14 protein-coding genes are annotated in these 18,580 nt (G+C 41.9%); 3 read left to right on the top strand and 11 right to left on the bottom strand.

Features of this window, described 5'->3' with window-relative positions; translation table 11 throughout:
• Positions 1-23 precede the first annotated feature (23 nt).
• From QM911_RS03185 to QM911_RS03145, 9 genes are all read right to left on the bottom strand, one after another.
• A complete protein-coding gene (locus tag QM911_RS03185; RefSeq protein ID WP_414313101.1) occupies positions 24-1,772 on the bottom strand; it encodes an ABC transporter ATP-binding protein in 1,749 nt (582 codons plus the stop codon).
• Position 1,773: 1 nt separating this feature from the next.
• Positions 1,774-3,498, bottom strand: a complete 1,725-nt coding sequence (locus tag QM911_RS03180) for an ABC transporter ATP-binding protein (protein WP_414313100.1) — start codon at positions 3,496-3,498, stop codon at positions 1,774-1,776.
• A 50-nt stretch (positions 3,499-3,548) separates the two neighbouring features.
• The gene (msrB, locus tag QM911_RS03175) at positions 3,549-4,487 is read right to left on the bottom strand and encodes a peptide-methionine (R)-S-oxide reductase MsrB (RefSeq protein WP_414313099.1); all 939 of its coding nucleotides are present in this window, start codon (positions 4,485-4,487) and stop codon (positions 3,549-3,551) included.
• A 69-nt stretch (positions 4,488-4,556) separates the two neighbouring features.
• Positions 4,557-4,682: a hypothetical protein gene (locus QM911_RS03170; RefSeq protein ID WP_414313098.1), complete on the bottom strand. Its 126-nt coding sequence runs from the start codon at positions 4,680-4,682 to the stop codon at positions 4,557-4,559.
• 82 nt (positions 4,683-4,764) lie between these two features.
• The gene (gene thrB, locus QM911_RS03165) at positions 4,765-5,634 is read right to left on the bottom strand and encodes a homoserine kinase (protein ID WP_414313097.1); all 870 of its coding nucleotides are present in this window, start codon (positions 5,632-5,634) and stop codon (positions 4,765-4,767) included.
• Position 5,635: 1 nt separating this feature from the next.
• Complete coding sequence (locus tag QM911_RS03160) at positions 5,636-6,922, bottom strand: homoserine dehydrogenase (RefSeq protein ID WP_414313096.1); 1,287 nt, start codon at positions 6,920-6,922, stop codon at positions 5,636-5,638.
• Between the two features lie 140 nt (positions 6,923-7,062).
• Entirely contained in the window at positions 7,063-7,785 is a 723-nt protein-coding gene (gene yaaA, locus QM911_RS03155; RefSeq protein WP_414313095.1) for a peroxide stress protein YaaA, read from the bottom strand.
• 45 nt (positions 7,786-7,830) lie between these two features.
• Complete coding sequence (locus QM911_RS03150; protein ID WP_414313107.1) at positions 7,831-8,241, bottom strand: peptide deformylase; 411 nt, start codon at positions 8,239-8,241, stop codon at positions 7,831-7,833.
• 213 nt (positions 8,242-8,454) lie between these two features.
• Complete coding sequence (locus QM911_RS03145) at positions 8,455-11,139, bottom strand: cation-translocating P-type ATPase (protein ID WP_414313094.1); 2,685 nt, start codon at positions 11,137-11,139, stop codon at positions 8,455-8,457.
• A gap of 267 nt (positions 11,140-11,406) precedes the next feature.
• Here QM911_RS03145 and QM911_RS03140 point away from each other — a divergent pair, with 267 nt between their 5' ends.
• A complete protein-coding gene (locus tag QM911_RS03140) occupies positions 11,407-12,597 on the top strand; it encodes a cation diffusion facilitator family transporter (protein WP_414313093.1) in 1,191 nt (396 codons plus the stop codon).
• Positions 12,598-12,636: 39 nt separating this feature from the next.
• Here the strand turns inward: QM911_RS03140 and scrK are convergent, their stop codons facing one another.
• On the bottom strand, positions 12,637-13,524 hold the full coding sequence (gene scrK / locus QM911_RS03135; RefSeq protein ID WP_414260615.1) for a fructokinase ScrK: 888 nt from the start codon (positions 13,522-13,524) through the stop codon (positions 12,637-12,639).
• A 309-nt stretch (positions 13,525-13,833) separates the two neighbouring features.
• Complete coding sequence (locus tag QM911_RS03130; protein ID WP_414313092.1) at positions 13,834-15,717, bottom strand: sucrose-specific PTS transporter subunit IIBC; 1,884 nt, start codon at positions 15,715-15,717, stop codon at positions 13,834-13,836.
• A 362-nt stretch (positions 15,718-16,079) separates the two neighbouring features.
• On the opposite strand from QM911_RS03130, the gene QM911_RS03125 reads away from it, so the two are divergent.
• On the top strand, positions 16,080-17,534 hold the full coding sequence (locus tag QM911_RS03125; protein ID WP_414313106.1) for a sucrose-6-phosphate hydrolase: 1,455 nt from the start codon (positions 16,080-16,082) through the stop codon (positions 17,532-17,534).
• Positions 17,515-18,480: a LacI family DNA-binding transcriptional regulator gene (locus QM911_RS03120; RefSeq protein WP_414313091.1), complete on the top strand. Its 966-nt coding sequence runs from the start codon at positions 17,515-17,517 to the stop codon at positions 18,478-18,480. The genes QM911_RS03125 and QM911_RS03120 overlap by 20 nt, the downstream gene beginning before the upstream one ends.
• Positions 18,481-18,580: the final 100 nt, after the last annotated feature.

The following is an 18,580-nucleotide window of genomic DNA, read 5'->3' as shown; positions in this document are numbered from 1 at the left end:
TTGGATTAAAAACGTTTTACTATTTACTCTGGACTAAAGGCTGCTGCTTTTTGCATTTGATAGTATTTGCCTTTTCTCGCCATGAGTTCTTGATGGTTACCATACTCTACAATGTCACCATCTACCAAGACAAGAATCAAATCTGCATCTTGAATGGTCGATAAACGGTGGGCGATGATAAAGCTTGTCCGCCCCTTCATGAGTTTGGCAAAGGCATCCTGAACCAGCACCTCGGTACGGGTATCAATGGATGAAGTCGCCTCATCTAAGATAAGAATCTTAGGAATGGCTAGAAAGACACGGGCAATAGTTAAGAGCTGAGCCTGACCAACAGACAAGGATTCCCCTGCATTTTCAAGCTTGGTATCATAACCCTGTGGCAACTGTTGGATAAAGAAGTCTGCGTTAGCTGCCTCGGCTGCCACAATGACCTGCTCTCGGCTAGCATCAGGATTACCAAAGGCAATATTGTCATGAATGGTTCCCTGCTTGAGCCAAGTTTCTTGAAGCACCATCCCAAACTGCTGTCGAAGAGAAGCTCGAGTATAGTCATAAATGGAATGACCATCCAATAAAATATCTCCAGAGTTAATCGGGTAAAAACGCATAAGAAGATTAATGATGGTAGACTTCCCAGCACCCGTTGGTCCTACGATAGCAACCTTACTACCAGCTGGAATATCAATAGACAAGTCCTTAATCAATATTTTTTCTAGAGTATAGCCAAAAGAAACATGCTTAAAGGAAATAGCTCCTTTGACTTGGTCGCTGTTCAATTCTTTAAGACCAGTTTCTGTAATCTCCGGACTTTCCAACACAGCATAAACACGTTCTGCACAAGCTAAGGCACTTTGCAACTCAGCTAAGACTGATGAAATATCATTAAAAGGCTTGGTGTACTGCTGCACATAGTTCAAAAAGGTCACTAAACGCCCAACCGTCAAAGTAGAACCCGCCATGATGCGCAAGGCTCCAACACCAGCTAGTAGGGCATAAATAAGGGAATTGACAAAACGGGTGGAAGGATTTACTGTCGATGAATAAAAGATAGCCGACTGAGAATAACCTGCGTAGTTGTCATTTGCCTCATGAAGTCTCTCGATAAATTCTTCCTGAGCATTGAAGGACTGGATAATGTTCTGTTGGGTGAGCGATTCTTCTATCAATTGAGTCTGAATACCCCTAGACTCTGTCTGCTTTTGAAAGAGATGGTAGGATTTCTTAGCGATAAAGCGTGAAATGACCATAGATAGAGGTGTTAAGAGCAGAACCAAGAGAGTCATCAATAGATGGATTTGGAGCATAGCAAGGATGCTGACCAAAATCATCAAAACTCCTATGAAAAATTGGTTGAAAATCATATTTAGACCCGCTGCTAACTGCTCGATATCTGTCGTTACACGGCTAACCATTTCCCCACTACCTTGTCTATCTACAAGGGCAATCGGAAGACGATGGAGCTTTTCAATGATTTTTTCGCGCAAATCTCTGGTATAGGAGAAAATCAGTCGATTATAGAGGAGAGGATTGGCCCATTGTACCAGCGTATTTCCAATGACCGCCAAAATCATCTGGAGGAAAATCTGCCAAAATAGCTGGGATGAACCATCGACTAGGACTTGGTCAATCACCTGTCCTATCAAGATTGGTAGATAGATTGATAGGGCTACCTGAGCAATGGTACCCAAGAAAGCCAGGAAAAGAAGGACGGGATGGCCAGCTAAATCTTTTGCTAATCGTTTAAGGGTTTGACTTGCATGTTTGCCTTTCATTCTAGTCCTCCTTTCCATGTTGGGATGCATTGATTTCACGATAGACTTGGCTAGTCTCCATCAATTTCTCATGATTTCCAAGCGCTAATTGCTCCCCTTTCTCTAAAAGGAGAATTTGATCAGCAACCTTCAAGGTTGAAGTTCGTTGGGAAATCAAGATCAAGCTGGTGTTTGGTAGGTTATCTTGAACAGCCTTCAGAAGATTAGACTCGGTAATGGTATCAAGGGCTGAAGTCGCATCATCCAAGATGAGAAATGGTGCTTGGCGCAAAACTGCTCGAGCAATGGACAAGCGTTGCTTTTGACCACCTGAGAAATTACGGCCTCCTGCTTGGACCTCTGCGTCCAAGAGACCTTCCTTTTCACTGACAAAGTCCTTGGCTTGGGCAATTTCTAAAGCCTGCCATAACTCTTGGTCAGAGACTGTCTCTTCCATGCCTAAAGTCAAGTTGGAACGGATTGTCCCCTTAAAGAGTTCAACCTTTTGAGGGACATAGGCCATCCAGGACCGCCATTCAGAAAGATTGCGAGGACTACGTCCATCTCGATAAAGGGAAATACTTCCCTTATCTGCCGTATAAAGACCAAGTAGAACCTGTACCAAACTTGACTTACCAGAACCAGTCCCCCCGATGATTCCAAGAACTTGTCCTTGTTGCATAGCAAAAGAAAGATTTCGCAAGGATGGTTGAGCAGCGTCTGGGTAGGTAAAGCTCAAGTGTTCAACTCGTAAGGACTGGTTCGAGGAAGTTTCTTTTTGAGCAATTTCTGCCAGTATATCTTCAGGCTTTTCTGCAAAGACTTCTTCAATCCGCTTGGCAGAAATATAGGACTGGTTGAGTGAATTAATGAGCATGGCTAGTTTTATTAACTCTACCAAGATTTGCAGGAGATAGTTGATTAAGGCAATCAAGGCACCTTGACTGAGCCAGCCTCCCTGGATAGAAATATAACCATTCCAGTTAATCACCAGCAAAGTTCCATTGACGATCAAATAGGTCAAGGGGGTCAAGAGACTGGACCAGTAGCCTGTTTTCATTTGGATAGCCGTATAGACTTGATTAAGTACTTGGAAATTCTCGATTTCTCGTTTTTCTTGGCCAAAGGCACGAATCACGCGCATCCCCTGTATCTGTTGGCGTGTTTCCTGAACCAGCTGGTCTGTTTTCTTTCTCAAAATACTATAGAGAGGATTGACCAAGCGTGATAACACGACAATGACAAAGGACAAAATGGCAACCATGACCAAAAACCAGAAGGTCAATTCAGGCGAGAGACGATAGGCCATAAAGATAGCCCCAAAGACGATAATAGGAGCCCTTAAAAATAGGCGTAAAAATTGATTAATCCCTGTCTGAATCTGATAGGTATCTGAAGTCAAACGCGTCACCAAACTCGAAGTCGTCAAACGGTCTCTACTATCCTTGGGCAAAGAGAGAATATGACGATAGAGGTCATTGGTCAACTCCTTGGCAAATCCTACTGCTGCCTTGGCTGAGTAAAACTGAGCAACTAAGGCTACTAGGACGCCGATAACTGCAAAAACAAAGAGGAGACCCATTTGCAGCCACAGATGCCCTTGATCTTTGTGAGGGATAGATTGGTCGACAATCCCAGCTATCACCATGGGAACCAAGAGTTCAAAAACGGCTTCTAGCAGCTTAAACAAGGGCGCTAGAAATGACTCCTTGAGGTAGGGTTTAAAGTATGAAAGTAATTGTTTCATGTGTCCCTTCTATTTTCAAAATGAAGAAGGTGGAAAAACCACCATCTTTTTTATTTGTTCAAATATGGAAGTAGATAGCCATATCCAGCCTCTTCCATTTCATCCTTAGCAATGAATCGTAAGGATGCAGAATTGATACAATAGCGTAAACCACCTAGTTCCTGAGGTCCGTCTGTAAAGACATGTCCCAAGTGAGCATTTCCTGAACGTGAACGAACTTCAATTCGCTCCATCCCGTGACTCAAGTCTTGATAGTAGTGGATAAGCTCTTTAGAGATTGGACGGCTAAAACTTGGCCAACCACAGCCTGAGGCAAACTTATCCTTGGCAAAGAAGAGGGGCTCACCAGTCGTGATATCGACATAAATTCCTTCCTCAAAAGTTTGGTCATAAGCATTAGTAAAAGGAGCTTCCGTCGCAGCTTCTTGCGTAACTCGGTAGGACTCTTCTGACAAACTTTCTCGTAAAATTGCCTGACTAGGCTTTTCATAGTTAGCAGCGTCTATCAGTGGTTTCTCTGCATCTCTCACATCGATATGGCAATAGCCACCAGGATTTTTCTTGAGGTAGTCTTGGTGATAGTCTTCAGCTAAGATATAGTGGCGAAGCTCCTCCACTTCCACTGCAATTTTACGACCGATGAGTAGTTCTTGTTCACGAACTACTGTATTGATAGTCGGTAAATCCTCTTCATCTTGATAATAAATCCCTGTGCGGTATTGACGACCACGGTCATTTCCTTGTTGGTTGACAGATAGTGGATCGATAACTCGGAAATAATAGAGTAAAATCTCACGAAGCGAGACTGCCTTTTCATCATAAATAACTTGAACAGTCTCTGCGTGATCTGTTTCTTTGATCAGTTGATAATTGGTGGTTTCTACCTGACCATTGGCATAACCAACACTTGTTTGCAACACTCCAGAAATACGGGAAAAGAATTCCTCTAAGCCCCAAAAACAACCACCTGCTAGATATATTTCTGCCATTTCAAATCCTCCTTGACCGTCTATCGGTCGATAAACACGGGAAACATTTCATACTCTTCGAAAATCTCTTCAAACCACGTCAGCTTCGCCTCGCCGTAGATATATGTAACTGATATCGTCAGTCTTATCTACAACCTCAAAGCGGTGCTTTGAGCAACCTGCAGCTCGCTTCCTAGTTTGCTCTTTGATTTTCATTGAGTATCAGTTCCCACGTTTCATTTTCAAAAAAAGGACAGGAAGCCCTCTAATAGAGAGTTTCCCCATCCTATCGCTATATTTATTTTTCTTCGACGCGAACGCCTTGTGTGTCTACTTGCAAATCATGAAGCTTGCCTTTGAACGGTTGTTTTTCAAGTTCTGCCTTAATCTTAGGCATCTTATCAGGATCAGCTAGAACCATGACAGTAGGCCCAGCGCCAGACAAGTAGGTCGCATAAGCACCGTTTCTCTTGGCAACTTTTTTAATTGTCGCAAATTCTCGCACCAAATCTTGGCGGTAACGCTCGTGGAAAAGATCACTCTCAATAGCTTGTCCTGCTTTGACCATGTCTCCAGTCAGCAAGGCTGCAATAGCTACATTGGCGATAGAACTTGCTGCAACAGCTTCTTTATAAGAAAGTTTCTTAGGCAAGACACCACGACTATCTCGAGTACGCAATTCATAATTTGGAATGTAGGCTAGAAAGGCACACTCTGGAAAAGGCGCCACAACCGCTGAAACCTGACCCTCGACTGAGCTTGCAATGACCAGATTTCCATAGATAGCAGGTGCAACATTATCAGGATGTCCTTCAATCTTAGTCGCCAATTGCAACTTATCGTGATCCGTTAATTTTAGGTTCCCTAATTGATTTGCCAGCTCAATTCCTGCAACGATGACTGAACTAGAAGAACCAAGTCCACGCGCAAGAGGAATATCACTGACCATCTTCAGACGTCTAGGTTGGAGGTCTGGAACAATTTGTAGAGCAATCTTCAGCAAAAGATTACGTTCATCACGTGGAATCCATTTGCCTAGTTGATGCTCAATCATCCATTCTTCACGTTCCTCACAAACCTGAATTTCTAGATACTTAGTTACAGCTACACCAACAGAGTCAAAACCAGGACCCACATTGGCACTTGTAGCAGGTACAATAATCTTCATCTTAGTCTCCTAAAACCTTGAAGGTGTTGAGAAGTTCAAACTCGGCTACACCCTTCAAAGCTGCTGTAATATTTTCAAGTTGCGCCTTGTTGATCTTATGAGTGATGATGACAATACGAGCTTTGCCTTCTTGCTTACCATCTTGAAGGATTTGCTTGAAGGAGATATCTTCCGCATTAAAGAGCTCAGCCAATTTCAAGATCTGACCTTTTGAATCTGGAGCCAAGATTGAGAAATAGTAGTTGGCTTTGACATCTTCTGGCTGAGCCAAAACAAGGTCACGATGGTATTCGTTAAAGGCTTTGCCAATGGTGCCGTCATTCAAACGACGAACGATACGGGCAATATCAGCTACAACGCTTGTTGCAGTTGGTTTTTGACCTGCACCTGGTCCATAGTACATAGACTCGCCGATACCGATAGATTCCACAAAGACCGCATTCATAACACCGTTAACACTTGCGAGTGGATGAGCTTTAGGAAGGAAGGTTGGAGTAACCTCGGCAGCGATTCCAGAAGCTGTTTCTTCGATAGAACCTACTAATTTAACCACATACCCAAGATCTTGGGCAACTGCCACATCTTCTGGAGTGATATTGCGGATTCCTTGGTGGGCAACATCTTCAAATTTGACATTCATCCCAAATGCAAACTGGCTGAGGATGACCATCTTGTAGGCTGCATCAATCCCGTCCACATCATTGGTTGGGTCGCTTTCAGCAAAACCAAGTCGTTGGGCTTCTGCCAAAGCATCTTCATAAGACCAGCCTTCTTCTACCATTTTGGTCATCATGAAGTTAGATGTTCCATTGACAACACCAAGAACACGAGTGATTTTGTCTGATGCTAGTGAGTTAACCAAGGTACGAAGGATTGGAATTCCTCCCGCAACAGCTGCTTCATAATAAAGAGCAACATTATGAGCTTTGGCAATCTCAAGCAATTCTGCACCATGAACAGCCAAAAGGTCCTTGTTGGCTGTCACGACATGTTTCCCTGCTTCTAAGGCACGAGTGATAAATGTTTTTGCCGGTTCGATACGTCCCATCAACTCAACAACAATCGCAATGTCTTTATCTGACAAAATTTCGTCAATATTTGTTACAAAATTAAAATCATTTCCTACTTCAAGCAAGCGTGCTTTCTCTTCATCGTCTTTGACCAAAACTTTGGCTACTTCAATTTCTGAATGTGCTGCTTGAACAATTTTTTCTCCATTTTCCTTTAGCAAGAATGGTACACCACTGGCTACTGTACCAAATCCAAGTAAAGCAATTTTAACTGACATGTTTGTCTCCTTGAAATTTTCTAATAGTCCTATTATACCAAAATTGTGAGAAAATTCCTACCATTCTGAACTAAAAATAGAAGCATCAAATCATAAAAAAGCCTGCCCTGATTCAATCAAGAGCAGACGCTATTTTCAATCTATTTTACAAAGACCATTTCCTTGTCACCAGACAAGTCTTCTCGATAATTGAAACCCGCAAAGCTGAGCTTTTTAATCTCTTCAACCGAAGTTACCTGACCTTCCATCAAGGCTGTCAAAAAGGCTCCTCGGGATTTTTTAGAAATAGTAGAGTGGATTTTAAGTTTACCATCTCGCTCTTCCATAAACTTGAAGGTCACCATTTTCTCACGGATTTCTTTAGGAAAGACAGTTTCAAATTCCGAAGACAAGAGTGAAAAGATTAGTTCTTCACCCTTCACCGACTCTTCATAAGCTGACTGCCAATGACTTTTCAGGCTTTTCCCAGCAATTTTAAGCTTCATCAAAAAGTCTAGTCTGTGAGGTGCAATCGGTGCAAAGGCTGGAATCACACCGTAAAGAGCTGACGTTATCATGAGGTGTTTCTCCAGATAGGCTTGTTCAACCTTGGTTAGATTGTCCCGTTTGATGTTGCGATACATGAGTCCATCAAAGAGGTGCAAGGCTGGATAGTTTTTTTCAGTGCCAGTTTTTAAGGCCTGGATATGGTCATACTCCTCTTGTGCTTTTTCAGCAGAAATTTTGTAAAAACTTTCCAGCTCTTGGGCAGAATATGTCGCTAATGCATCCAGCACTGCCTGACTTTCAGGACGCAATGGTTTAGCCTCTAAACTAGGGATTTCGATATTCATTTCTTTTGCGGTTGGGATTAGAATTTTCATAGTCTTAGTGTAGCATATTTTTCTAGTAGCACCAAGGATTTGAGCCTAAATAATACGACCTTCTAAATGATCTAGTTCATGCTGACAAATCTGAGCTGGAAAACCTGTCAGGGTAATGGTTTGCTCTTGCCAATGGATATCCCGATAAGTCACGGTAATCTGTTCATACCGAGTGATTGGTCTTACACCTGTCAAAGACAAACAACCTTCCTCTGTCTCGTATGGTCCTTCAAAAGATTGGAGAACTGGATTAAACATAACCATGGGAATCATTCCGATATTAAAAATAATGACACGTTTTTGTACCCCAATCATATTGGCCGCTAGTCCAACACAGGTTTCTCGGTTAACCAATAGGGTATCCTGCAAATCCTTTGCTAGGGGTAAATCTTCCTGACTAGCAGGCTGGGATACCTGCGACAAAAACAAGATATCTTTTACTATTTTCTTTTCCAAGATTCTTTCCTCCATACCATATCGTTCTCCTTGATTATAGCACAAAATTATACTCTTCGAAAATCAAATTTAAACCACGTCAGCTTCACCTTGCCGTACTCAAGTACAGTCTGCGGCTCTCTTCCTAGTTTACTCTTTGATTTTCATTGAGTATTATTTCAGTTTATCTTTATATATAAACAAAAAGCCATCTGAAGATGACTTTCATAATGCTTAAATAGCGTTTTTATCTTTTCCAAGTGCTCGTTGTACTGCTTTGACAATCTCAACAAGGACTACAATCATAAGCGCTCCTACAGCGACCACCATCCATTGAGTCAAACTCAAATGTGACACGTGGAAGAGATTATTAAATCCAGGAACCAAAATTGTCACCACAAAGAGGACGAAGGCAACTGGGATAGACCAGTTAAAGGTCTTGTTAGTAAAGAGTCCCACTTTAAAGATAGATTGGTAAACCGACTTAACGTTAAAGGCATGGAGCAATTGGATCAAACCGAGAGTTGCAAAAGCCATGGTAAGGGCATCCGCATGGATTTCAGTATGACTTTGGTGCTCTGGGAAAAGAAGAGCCCAACCATAAACACCTAGAACTAGCATGGTTTGGAAGATTCCTTGATAAATGATTGCTCCGAAGACACCACCATCAAAGAAGTTAGACTTACGACCACGAGGTTTGTGGGTCATAACACCTGGTTCAGCTGGTTCAACGCCTAGGGCGATGGCTGGTAGTGTATCTGTTACCAGGTTAATCCATAGCAAATGCACTGGTTGAAGCACATCCCAACCAAATAAGGTTGCAAAGAAGATGGTGAAGACCTCAGCCATATTAGCAGACAAGAGGTATTGGATGGATTTTTGGATATTTGAGAAGACCTTACGTCCTTCTTCTACCGCTACGATAATGGTTGCAAAGTTATCATCAGCAAGGACCATATCAGAAGCTCCCTTAGAAACTTCTGTACCAGTAATCCCCATACCGATACCGATGTCAGCTGTCTTAAGTGATGGCGCATCGTTGACTCCATCACCTGTCATGGCAACAACTTTACCTTCTTTTTGCCATGCTTTCACGATACGAACCTTATGCTCAGGTGATACACGAGCATAAACAGAGTATTGCTTGAAGACTTTTTGGAATTCTTCATCAGTGAGTTCATTCAACTCAGCACCAGTGAAGACATGATCTTCTGTGTCATTTGGATCGATGATACCAAGACGTTTAGCGATTGCTTCCGCTGTATCTTGGTGGTCACCTGTGATCATGATTGGACGGATACCTGCTTCCTTAGCGACACGAACAGCTTCTGCAGCTTCTGGACGCTCAGGGTCAATCATGCCGACCAAACCAGAGAAAATGAGATCAGATTCAACAATTTCAGATTCCAAGGTTGGGATTTCATTGCTTGTCTTATAAGCCATCATCAAGACACGAAGAGCTTGTTTGGCCAATTCTTTGTTAGTTGCAAGGATAGCATTTTTATCTTCTTCTGTGATTGGGCGAACTTCCCCATTGACTTCAATACGAGTCACGCGCTTGAGCAATTGGTCAGGAGCCCCCTTGACAGCGATAAAGTAAGAACCGTCTGCTTCCTTATGGATGGTAGACATGAGCTTACGGTCAGAGTCAAATGGCAATTCAGCCACACGTGGCTCATCCTGCAAGATTTCACGGACGTCAAAGTTGTGGTCCAGACCAAACTGTACCAAGGCAGTTTCCGTTGGGTCCCCAATCAACTTGCCAGATGGGTCTACCTTTGTATCATTAGCAAAGTTCATAATACGAAGGGTATTGTTGCTAGCTCCAATTTCTGTTGCTGCACTTTGCAATTGACCGTTGGTATAAACTTTTTCAACCGTCATTTGGTTCATAGTCAAGGTACCTGTTTTATCAGACGCGATGATTTCTGTTGAACCGAGAGTCTCAACCGCTGGTAATTTACGAACAATCGAATTACGTTTGGCAAGGGTTGTTGTTCCCAAAGATAGAACGATGGTTACAATGGCAGGGAGACCTTCTGGAATCGCAGCAACCGCAAGAGCAACCGCAACCATCAAGCCTTCCAACGGATGTTCACCACGAACGAATACACCAACCAAGAAAGTAATCACGGCAATCACAACAATCAAGTAAGTCAAGGCCTTAGATAATTGTTCCAAGCTTTGCTTCAATGGTGTCTCTGTCTCGTCAGCATTAGCCAACATATCTGCAATCTTACCAACTTCTGTATACATACCAGTGTTGGTCACGACCCCAATACCACGACCGTAAGTTACGTTTGAGTTTTGGTAACCCATGTTAACACGATCCCCGATACCAGCATCTGCTTCAACAAGTCCTGTCACATCTTTTTCAACTGGGACAGACTCCCCTGTAAGAGCTGCTTCTTCAATTTTAAGGGAAGCTGCTTCAAACAAACGCATATCTGCAGGCACGACATCTCCTGCTTCAAGCAAGACGATGTCCCCAGGCACCAATTCTTTTGAGTCAATCTCAATCACATGACCATCACGACGAACACGAGCCATCGGGCTAGACATATTTTTCAGAGCTTCAATGGCTGCTTCTGCTTGCCCTTCTTGGTAAACCCCAAAGGCAGCATTCAAGACAACAACGGCCAAGATGATAATGGCATCCGTTAGACCGTCCATTCCTTCTGTAATCACAGAAAGTGCCGCTGCCGCAAGCAAGATGATAATCATCAAATCCTTAAATTGATCAAGGAATTTAGCTAGTAGGCTACGTTTCTCTCCCTCTTCCAACTCATTACGACCATAAGTCGCTAAGCGTTCTTGAGCTTGAGCAGTTGATAAACCTTCGATAGATGAGTCCAAGTTCTTTAGGACTTCCTCTGAGGCTTGTGTATAAAACAAGTCTTTATTTTGTTCTTTTGACAAAACAGTCTCCTCCTTTTTGGCCTCTTTTTACAAAAAAAGAGACCTGTTTTTTAAAAAAACAAGTCTCGCTGTTTAATATAGTGCCGGAAATAATTCGTAATGACGACACTATCGCGGTTAACCGCCAGCTACTCCCTTGAGTAGTTCTATTATATCAGAATTTCAAAAGTTTTCAAGTGCTGGGGTGGGATTATTCGCGCTCCATTTGAATTTTCCTTACAAAACCAGTATAATGATAGAATACAAAAATTCTAGGAAGAGAGTCAGATGAATCAATCCGTTTCAAACTTGAAATTAGCTGAACGAGGTGCTATTATAAGCATCTTGACCTACCTTTTCTTGTCTGCAGCTAAGCTAGCAACTGGCCACCTCCTCCATTCATCCAGTTTGGTGGCCGATGGTTTTAACAACGTTTCAGATATCGTCGGAAACGTGGCCCTTCTAATCGGGATTCGTTTGGCTCGCCAACCGGCAGATAGAGATCATCGCTTCGGCCACTGGAAAATAGAGGACTTGGCAAGTCTCATCACTTCCATCATCATGTTTTACGTTGGTTTTGATGTTCTACGGGACACCATTCAAAAGATACTCAGCCGAGAGCAAACGGTCATTGACCCACTTGGGGCGACTCTGGGAATCATCTCTGCTATCATCATGTTTGCCGTTTATCTCTACAATACCCATCTGAGCAAGCAAGCTAAGTCCAAAGCTCTCAAGACAGCAGCCAAGGACAATTTGTCAGATGCTGTGACTTCTCTTGGAACTTCTATTGCTATCCTGGCTAGTAGCTTTAACTATCCAATCGTGGATAAGTTGGTTGCGATTATCATTACCTTCTTTATTCTTAAAACTGCTTATGATATCTTTATCGAGTCATCCTTCAGCCTTTCTGATGGTTTTGATGAACACTTGCTCGAAGATTACCAAAAAGCTATCATGGAAATTCCTAAGATTAGCAAGGTCAAATCTCAACGCGGTCGTACTTACGGAAGCAACATTTATCTGGACATTACTCTGGAAATGAACCCAGATCTCTCTGTTTATGAGAGTCACGAAATTGCGGACCAGGTTGAATCAATGTTATCAGAACGCTTTGGTGTCTTTGATACAGACATTCATATCGAACCAGCACCAATCCCTGAGGATGAAATCCTTGATAATGTCTATAAAAAATTGCTCATGAGAGAGCAACTAATTGACCAAGGAAATCAATTGGAAGAATTACTGGCTGAAGATTTCATTTATATTCGCCAAGACGGACTAGAACTAGACAAGGAAGCCTATAAGGAGGAAAAAGAATTAACCTCTGCTATCAAGGAACTTCACTTGACATCCATTAGTCAGAAGACAAAACTCATCCGCTATCAGGTTGGTGACACCATCCATACAAGTATCTGGCGCAGACATGAAACTTGGCAAAATATATTCCATCAGGAAACGAAAATTGAAAAAGACTAAAGAAAGAGGCCGAGATAAATCTCGACCTCATTTTTTTACTTATTTTGCTACGCTCTTAGCAAGAACGAAGTTTCCAAGTGTAGCTGAACCATTACCTGCAACAGCTGGTGTTACGATATAGTCACGCACATCGGGAACTGGTAGGTAACCATTGAGAAGAGATGTGAATTTTTCACGTACACGGTCAAGCATGTGTTGTTGGGCCATAACCCCACCACCAAAGACGATGACATCTGGTCGGAAAGTTACAGTAGCATTAACCGCGGCTTGAGCGATATAGTAGGCTTGAACATCCCAAACAGGGTTGTTGAGTTCAATGTTTTCCCCACGAACACCTGTACGAGCTTCCAAACTTGGACCAGCTGCATAGCCTTCCAGACATCCCTTATGGAAAGGACAAACACCCTTGAACTCTTTTTCAATATCCATCGGGTGTCTAGCCACATAGTAGTGTCCCATCTCAGGGTGTCCAACACCACCAATAAACTCACCACGTTGGATAACACCAGCTCCGATACCTGTACCGATTGTGTAGTAAACCAAGTTTTCAATACGTCCCCCAGCGTTATTACGTGCTACTACTTCGCCGTAGGCAGAGCTGTTTACGTCTGTTGTGAAGTACATTGGCACATTTAGAGCGCGACGGAGAGCGCCAAGCAAGTCAACATTCGCCCAGTGAGGTTTTGGTGTAGTTGTGATAAAACCGTAAGTTTTTGAATTTTTGTCGATATCAATTGGACCAAATGAACCAATTGCAAGACCTGCAAGATTATCAAATTTTGAAAAGAACTCGATAGTTTTATCGATTGTCTCGATAGGAGTTGTTGTTGGGAATTGTGTTTTCTCTACAATGTTAAAGTTTTCATCACCGACAGCACAGACAAATTTTGTACCGCCCGCTTCCAAGCTTCCATATAATTTTGTCATGATAAACCTCTAGTTTTTATTTTCTCTATTATAGCATATTTCATGGAGGAAAAGTTGCTCAATATTTTAGTTTTTCCTCTGTAAATTTTAAGATTCAATCAAAAACGAACAAACATGACATTTGTTCGTTTTTTTGTTTTATTAAATCGACAGTAGTATACTTAATGAAAATCAAAGAACAAACTAGGAATCGAGCTGCAGGTTGCTCAAAGTACAGCTTTGAGGTTGTAGATAGAACTGACGAAGTCAGTAACACATACATACGGCAAAGCGAGTATGACGCAGTTTGAATTTGATTTTCGAAGAGTATTAAGCTTTAACTTCGATGATTGCATCCCCCTTAGCAACTGATCCAGAAGCAACTGGATTTACTGAAGCAAAGTCTGCAGTGTTTGTCACGATAACCATTGTTGTATTATCAAGGCCTGCAGCAGCAATCTTAGCTGAGTCAAATGTTCCAAGAACATCTCCAGCTTTAACCTTGTCACCTTGAGCAACTTTTTGGTCAAATCCTTCACCGTTCATTGAAACAGTGTCGATACCCACGTGGATCAAGATTTCAGCTCCGTTTGCAGTTTTCAAACCATAAGCATGTCCTGTTGGGAAGACGATTGTCACTTCAGCATCAGCTGGTGCGTAAACAACATCTTGACTAGGTTTTACAGCGATACCTTGTCCCATAGCTCCACTTGAGAAGACTGGGTCATTAACATCTGAAAGGGCAACGACGTCACCAACGATTGGTGTTTGGATGACACCTTCGCTAGGTGCAACAACAGTACCAGTTACTGCTTCGTCAGCTAAACGTTCAGTTGTAGCTTCTGAAGCCACTTCTGTTTCATCTTCATAACCAAACATGTAAGTAAGAGCAAAACCAAGAGCGAATGATACAGCTACCATAAGAAGGTATTGTGGAAGTTGTCCGTTACCAATGTAAAGCATTGTACCAGGGATGATTGTGATACCATTACCAGTACCAGCAAGACCAAGGATTGAAGCAAGTCCACCACCGACTGCACCAGCGATCAATGAAAGGAAGAATGGTTTACGGAAACGCAAGTTAACCCCGAAGATAGCAGGCTCAGTAATACCTAGGAAGGCAGAAAGAGCAGCTGGGAAAGCAAGTGTTTTAAGTTTAGGATTTTTAGTTTTCACACCAACGGCTACTGTTGCAGCACCTTGAGCAGTCATGGCAGCTGTGATGATAGCGTTGAATGGGTTGACATGGTCAGCAGCAAGCAATTGAACTTCAAGCAAGTTGAAGATGTGGTGAACACCTGATACGACGATAACTTGGTGAACTCCACCAATCAAGAAACCACCAAGACCAAATGGCAAGTTAAGGATAGCTTTTGTTCCAAGAAGGATATAGTTTTCAACAACGTGGAAGACTGGTCCGATAACAAACAAACCAAGAATTGACATTACGAGGAGTGTTACGAACGGTGTTACCAAGAGGTCAAGTACATCTGGAACAACCTTACGAACAGCTTTTTCAAATTTAGCTCCGACAACCCCGATAATGAAGGCTGGAAGAACTGAACCTTGCAAACCTACAACTGGGATAAACCCGAAGAAGTTCATAGCAGTCACTTCACCACCAGACGCAACAGCCCAGGCATTTGGAAGTGAACCAGAAACGAGCATCATACCAAGAACGATACCAACGGCTGGGTTACCACCGAATACACGGAAAGTTGACCAAACAACCAAACCTGGCAAGATAATGAATGCTGTGTCAGTCAAGATTTGAGTGTAAGTTGTAACATCTTCTGGAAGTGTCATTCCAAGTGCGTTCAAGAGACCTCGAACCCCCATGAAGAGACCAGTTGCTACGATAACTGGAATGATTGGAACGAAGACGTCACCGAAAGTACGGATGGCACGTTGGAACCAATTTCCTTGTTTAGCAGCTTCTGCTTTCATTTCAGCTTTTGTTGAAGTTGGCAAACCAAGAGCTACGACTTCATCGTACATCTTGTTTACTGTACCAGTACCAAAGATGATTTGGTATTGACCTGAGTTAAAGAAAGCACCTTGAACTTTTTCCAAGCTCTCGATAGCATCTTTGTTAATCTTCGCTTCATCTTTAACCATAACACGAAGGCGAGTCGCACAGTGAGCTACACTGTTAACATTCTCACGTCCGCCCAAGGCTTCGATGACTTTTTTTGCAATTTCTGTATTCGTCATTTGCAAAAATCTCCTTATAAAATTTTTTTCTTGTTTGAAAGCGATTTTATCCGCCCTACGAATATTATTCTATCACGTTTAAAAAATATGTCAAGCGTTTTGCAGAAAAATTTTGCTAATTTTTATTTTTTGATTGTTTTTGCTATTTTTTTCATCAATACAGCAATAAATACCCTATAAACTCAAGGTTTTTACTTTTAAATTTTCAAAAACTTTCATATTTTCATTGTTTTTCATAAAATAGTGCTTCTGCATTCTGTCAAACGTTTGACATTTTTTTCGTTAATTTAGTGTAAAAGACTTGCTTTTTTATAAGGAAACGTTTACTATAAAGGTAGTAGAATTTTATGGAGGAAATAGAAATGGAATGGACTACTGAACGTCGTTACAGACGTTATGAAGATTGGACACAAGAAGAAAGAAAAGAAACCCAAGAAAAGATGGCGCAATCCCCATGGCATGTCAGCTATCACATTGAACCAAAGGAAGGACTTCTCAACGATCCAAATGGGTTTTCTTATTTTGATGGTAAGTGGATTGTATTTTACCAAAACTTCCCCTTTGGAGCAGCCCACGGCTTGAAATCTTGGGTTCAACTTGAGAGTGACGATTTGGTGCACTTTACTGAAACAGGTGTAAAAATCTTACCTGATACTCCACTGGATAGCCACGGCGCTTACTCAGGATCTGCTATGCAGTTTGGTGATCAATTGTTCCTATTCTATACAGGAAATGTCCGTGATGAAAATTGGGTTCGCCACCCTTATCAGATTGGTGCCTTGATGGATAAGGATGGAAATATTAAAAAGATTGATAAGATCTTGATTGATCAGCCTGCTGATGCTACTGACCACTTCCGCGATCCACAGATTTTTAACTTTAAAGGACAATACTACGCAATCGTTGGTGGACAAGACTTGGAGAAAAAAGGTTTTGTCCGTCTCTACAAAGCTGTCGATAATGATTATACAAACTGGCAAGAAGTTGGTGATTTGGACTTCAACAACGACCGTACTGCCTATATGATGGAGTGCCCGAATCTTGTCTTTGTCGGAGAACAACCCGTCCTTCTCTACTGCCCACAAGGTTTGGATAAAAAGGTTCTTGACTATGACAACATCTATCCAAATATGTATAAAATCGGTGCTTCCTTTGATCCTGAAAATGCACGTATGGTAGATGTATCTGAACTACACAACCTCGATTATGGGTTTGAAGCATACGCTACTCAAGCCTTCAATGCGCCTGATGGACGTGCACTTGCTGTTAGTTGGCTTGGTCTACCAGATGTATCTTATCCATCTGACCGTTTTGATCACCAAGGAACTTTCTCATTGGTCAAGGAACTTACCATTAAAGATGGCAAACTCTATCAGTATCCTGTAGCTGCTATCAAAGAACTCCGTGCTTCAGAAGAGGAATTTTCAAATCGTTCTAAAACTAAAAACACCTACGAGCTTGAGCTTAACTTAGAAGCTGATAGTCAAAGTGAAATCGTTCTTCTTGCTGATAAAGATGGCAAAGGACTCTCTATCAATTTCGACCTTGTCAAGGGTCAAGTTACTGTTGACCGCAGTCAAGCAGGTGAGCAATATGCTCAAGAATTTGGAACTACTCGCTCATGTTCAATCGACAACCAAGCTACTACTGTAAATATCTTCATCGATAATTCAGTCTTTGAAATTTTCATCAATAAAGGAGAAAAAGTATTTTCTGGTCGTGTCTTCCCTCATGAAGATCAAAATGGAATCCTCATTAAATCTGGAAACCCAACTGGAACTTACTACGAATTAGAATATGGTCGCAAAACTAACTGATGTCGCAAAATTAGCTGGCGTCAGCCCTACTACTGTTTCACGTGTTATCAATAAAAAAGGTTATCTGTCTGAAAAAACTATTCAAAAGGTCAATGAAGCTATGCGGGAGTTGGGTTATAAACCCAACAACCTAGCTCGTAGCCTCCAAGGGAAATCAGCCAAGTTAATTGGGTTGATTTTTCCAAAAATCAGCCATGTTTTCTATGCTGAATTGATTGACAAATTGGAACACGAACTCTTCAAAAAAGGCTACAAGACAATCATCTGTAACAGTGAGCACGATTCGGAAAAAGAACGTGAATATCTTGAAATGCTAGAAGCTAATCAAGTGGACGGCATTATCTCTGGTAGCCATAACTTGGGAATTGAAGACTACAATCGCGTAACAGCTCCTATCATTTCTTTTGACCGAAACCTATCGCCTGACATTCCTGTCGTTTCTTCTGATAACTATGCTGGTGGAGTCCTTGCAGCTCAAACTTTAGAGAAAACTGGAGCTAAGTCTGTCATTATGATTACAGGTAATGATAACTCCAATTCTCCAACTGGACTTCGTCATGCAGGCTTTGCTTCTATCTTCCCAAAAGCTCCCATCATCAATATTTCCAGTGACTTTTCACCCCTCCGCAAGGAAATGGAAATCAAAACTATCCTAACCAAACAAAAACCAGATGCTATTTTCGCATCGGATGATTTGACAGCCATCTTGGTGATGAAGATCGCTCAGGAACTTGGTATTTCTGTTCCAGAACAACTTAAGGTTATTGGTTATGATGGAACTTATTTTATTGAGAATTTCTACCCTCACCTCACTACCATTAAACAACCTTTAGAAGAAATTGCTCGCCTGACAGTTGATTTACTCCTTCAAAAAATCGAAGGAAAAGAAGTTGCCACAACCGGTTATTTCTTACCAGTCAGCCTCTTACCAGGTAAAAGTATTTAATCCTCTTCGAAAATCTCTTCAAACCACGTCAGCTTCCATCTGCAACCTCAAAACAGTGTTTTGAGCAGCCTGCGGCTAGCTTCCTAGTTTGTTCTTTGAT

The sequence above is a fragment of the Streptococcus infantis genome, assembly GCF_047460825.1.
Lineage (GTDB): Bacteria > Bacillota > Bacilli > Lactobacillales > Streptococcaceae > Streptococcus > Streptococcus infantis_V.
The sequence above is the reverse complement of the archived record's forward strand: the minus strand, read 5'-3'. Positions and strand labels throughout refer to the sequence as shown.